Origin of the sequence: Kitasatospora sp. NPDC058063 (assembly GCF_042885395.1) — a bacterium.
Taxonomy (GTDB): Bacteria; Actinomycetota; Actinomycetes; order Streptomycetales; family Streptomycetaceae; genus Kitasatospora; species Kitasatospora lactacystinica.
Genome location: NZ_JBHVSD010000076.1, coordinates 1 through 1,445, shown reverse-complemented (window position 1 = coordinate 1,445; position 1,445 = coordinate 1). Strand labels below are relative to the sequence as shown.

Annotated in this window: 2 protein-coding genes; one reads left to right on the top strand and one right to left on the bottom strand. The window is 68.3% G+C overall.

The window, feature by feature from the left end; genetic code table 11:
- On the top strand, positions 1-219 hold a 219-nt coding region (locus ACFVUY_RS43335), incomplete at its 5' end, for a hypothetical protein (protein WP_387737366.1).
- Between the two features lie 92 nt (positions 220-311).
- Here ACFVUY_RS43335 and ACFVUY_RS43330 read toward each other — a convergent pair.
- A partial coding sequence (locus ACFVUY_RS43330; RefSeq protein ID WP_387737365.1) for an IS256 family transposase occupies positions 312-1,445 on the bottom strand: 1,134 nt, incomplete at its 5' end.

Here is a 1,445-nt window from a genome sequence, read left to right as displayed (position 1 = left end):
GTCTACGCACGTGAGCAGGCCACCATCACCACCGTAGGCGGTGACGCCCATCTCGTCGCCCGCGGCAACGCCCGGGTCATCATCGAGACCAGAGCCGGCGGGGTGCGTCTGGACGCCTACGACACGGCGGACATCACCGCCGACAACGGCACCATCACCCTCCACAGCCCCGACGTCACCATCACCAGCAACAGCGACGGTGTAATCAACCATTCCTAAAACCTCAGAAACCCAGTTCAGCCCCCGGCCAGGGGCGGTCGCGTCCTCGGAGCGGTGTAAAAGGCTCGACGAGGGGTTCCGTGGGGTTGATGTTACGCGGCCTTGGTGAGTGACACGCGGGCCGGCGGGGCGAGGTGGATCACTTCCGCGTTGGCGGGGTGGAGCAAGTCATGGCGCATGCGTTCGAGTTGGCGTAGGCCGGTGGGGGTTGTGGTGAAGCCGCGCCATCCGGTTGCGGCGCGGGACAGGACGGCGAAGGCCAGGCTGACGCAGCTGGTCTCGCCGGGGAAGCGGCCGATGACCTTGACGCGTCGGCGGGTCTCGCCGAAGGTCCGCTCGATGAAGTTGGAGTGGCGGATCCGCTTGTGGTGCTCGGCGGGGAAGCGCAGGTAGGAGGTGAGGGAGCCCCGGTCTGTCAGGAGGGACTTGACGGCCGCGGGGTAGGTCTTCTCCCACTTCGCGGTGAAGGTGTCGATGCGGCGCTGGACGGCTTCGACGAGCTTCTGCCCGGGCGGCAGGCCGAGCTCGCCGGTGTCGAAGATCTCCCAGAAGTCCTTCTTCACCGCCTCGAGGTCGTGGCGGCTGACCTTCGAGGTGACGTTGCGGCATTTGTGGATCAGACACCGTTGGCGCAGGCTGCGGCCCAGGACGAGCTCGCAGGCGGAGATCAGGCCGCTGCCGCCGTCGGATATCACCAGCAGTGGCGGGGCGAGGCCCCGGTCGAGGAGTCCTCGGAGGAAGTCTGTCCAGGCGTCGTGGGACTCGGAGCCGGCGGCCTCCAGTCCGATGAAGACGGGCTTGCCGTCGGTGTCGATGCCCCATGCGGCGAGGACCGGTTCCGCGGGAGCGTTCGGGTGCATCCGGAAGTGCGAGGCGTCGATGAACAGGTAGTCCAGGGTGACGCCGGACAGGTCCCGCTCGCGCCAGGCGTCGTACTCGCCGCGTATGGACTGGCAGATGGAGGAGACCGTGGACTTCGACAGGGCGGCGTCCGAGCCGAGGGCCTCGGCCAGGGTGCCGGTCACGTCCCGGGTGGACAGGCCGCGCACGTATGAGGCGATCACCAGCGACTCCAGCGCGTTCGTCCGCGTCACCGACTTCCCGAACAGGCGCGATGCGAACTTCTGAGTGGTGCCGCGCAGCCAGGGGCGGGCCACCGTCACCGGGCCGGACGTCGTCTTGATGGTCGCCTCGCGGTGGCCGTTGCGGTGCCCGGTCCGCACCAC